Origin of the sequence: Halolamina salina (assembly GCF_042678005.1) — an archaeon.
Classification (GTDB): Archaea; Halobacteriota; Halobacteria; order Halobacteriales; family Haloferacaceae; genus Halolamina; species Halolamina salina.
Genome location: NZ_JBHUDH010000153.1, coordinates 2837 through 4504 on the forward strand (window position 1 = coordinate 2837; position 1668 = coordinate 4504).

Sequence of the window (1668 nt, forward strand, 5' to 3'; positions counted from 1 at the left end):
GCTCGGCGAGGACGACGAGGCGGTCGTCCTGAACACCGAGGCGGCGACGAAGGCGCCGGACGTGCTCAGGAGCCACCTGATGGGACAGGGCGTCTGAGCCGGCGGGACCTCCGATCGGGCGGGACCTCTTCAGGTGTGCAAGTCCCAGTCGGCGTCGGACACCTCGACGCGGGCGGCCTCCTCGCCATCGACGACCGCCCGGAACGCGAACGTGTGGCCGTCCCTGTCGAGTCGGACGTCGACGCTGCCGGCCTCGACCGTGAACTCCTCCTCGATGCGGTCCGGTCGGTCGTCCTCGCGGTCGGTGCGGACGCCGTAGTCCCCGTAGCTGAACTGTCTGGCCGTCTCGACGAACCCGTCCTCGTCGAGGACGTCGACGTCGACGGCGTCGTGGTTGCTGGCCTCCCGGACGACCAGCGTGTACGTGTTTCCGCTCATGAATCTGTTGTTCGGTAGCACGAACCAAGAAAACGGCGACGGTCGTCGGTTCGAAGCGACTGAGGCCAGTGGGGGTGACCGCCCCGCCGAACCGAGCGAACGAATGGCCGGCTTCCGGGACGCTTTCCTTTCCCCCCACCAACGCCGACGCATGTCCGACACCGCGCTCGTGATCGGCGGCACCCGGTTCGTCGGCCGCCACACCGTTGAGGAACTGCTCGATCACGGCTACCACGTCACGATCTTCAACCGCGGCAACCACGACAACCCCTTCGCCGACCGCGAGGGCGTCGACCACGTCGAGGGCGACCGGCGGGACGACACCGACCTCAAAGCTGCCAAACTCTCCGTCGAGCCAGACATCGTGATCGACTGCGTCGCGTACTACCCCGCGGACGTGGCGATCGCGACCGACGTGTTCGCGGACGTGGACGGCTACGTCTACATCTCCTCGGGCGACGCCTACGGCGCGGAGGAGATCCCCAAACGCGAGGACTCGACGCCGATGCGGCCCTGCACCGAGGAGCAGGCCGTCGACGACTCCGGGGACACCTACGGCAACCGCAAGGCCGAGGGCGACCGGGAGATCGTCGCGGCCGCCGAAGAGGGCGTGAACGCGATGTCCGTCCGGCCCTGCATCGTCTACGGGCCGTACGACTACACCGAGCGGATGGACTACTGGCTCGACCGCGTCGACACCCACGACCGCGTGGTCGTCCCCGGCGACGGGCAGAACCTCTGGCATCGCGCGTACGTCGAGGACGTGGCCAGCGCGCTCCGGATCGTCGCCGAAGAGGGCGAGCCCGGGGAGTTCTACAACGTCGGCGACCGCCGGGCGGTCACCTTAGAGGAGATGCTCGAACTGATCGCCGACGCGATGGACACCGAGGTCGAGGTCGTCCACGCCGGCGAGCGCGAACTCGCGGCCGCGGGGCTGGCGCCCGAGGACTTCGTGCTCTACCGCGACTACCCGCACCTCCTCGCGACCGAGAAGCTCGCCGACCTCGGCTGGGAGTCGACGCCGCTCGAGGAAGCGATGGCTCGAACCGTCGCGGAACACCGCGACTCCGACCGCGACGGGAGCGAGCACGATCCGGGCCGTGAGAACGAGGAGGCGGTGCTCGACGTGTTGGACACGCTCTGAGCGGCCCGCCCCTCACCGCGGGCGGAACGCTCGGAGCGTCTCCCGGTCGGACGCGAACAGCAGGTCGTCGGCGACGGCCATCGTCG

General features: G+C 69.1%; 2 protein-coding genes. One reads left to right on the forward strand and one right to left on the reverse strand.

Features of this window, described 5'->3' with window-relative positions:
* Window positions 1-129 precede the first annotated feature (129 nt).
* Window positions 130-438 carry a hypothetical protein gene (locus ACFR9S_RS12905; RefSeq protein ID WP_379732447.1) on the reverse strand — a complete coding sequence of 103 codons (309 nt, stop codon included), beginning with the start codon at window positions 436-438 and terminating at the stop codon, window positions 130-132.
* 151 nt (window positions 439-589) lie between these two features.
* On the opposite strand from ACFR9S_RS12905, the gene ACFR9S_RS12910 reads away from it, so the two are divergent.
* A complete protein-coding gene (locus ACFR9S_RS12910) occupies window positions 590-1582 on the forward strand; it encodes an NAD-dependent epimerase/dehydratase family protein (protein ID WP_379732446.1) in 993 nt (330 codons plus the stop codon).
* Window positions 1583-1668: the final 86 nt, after the last annotated feature.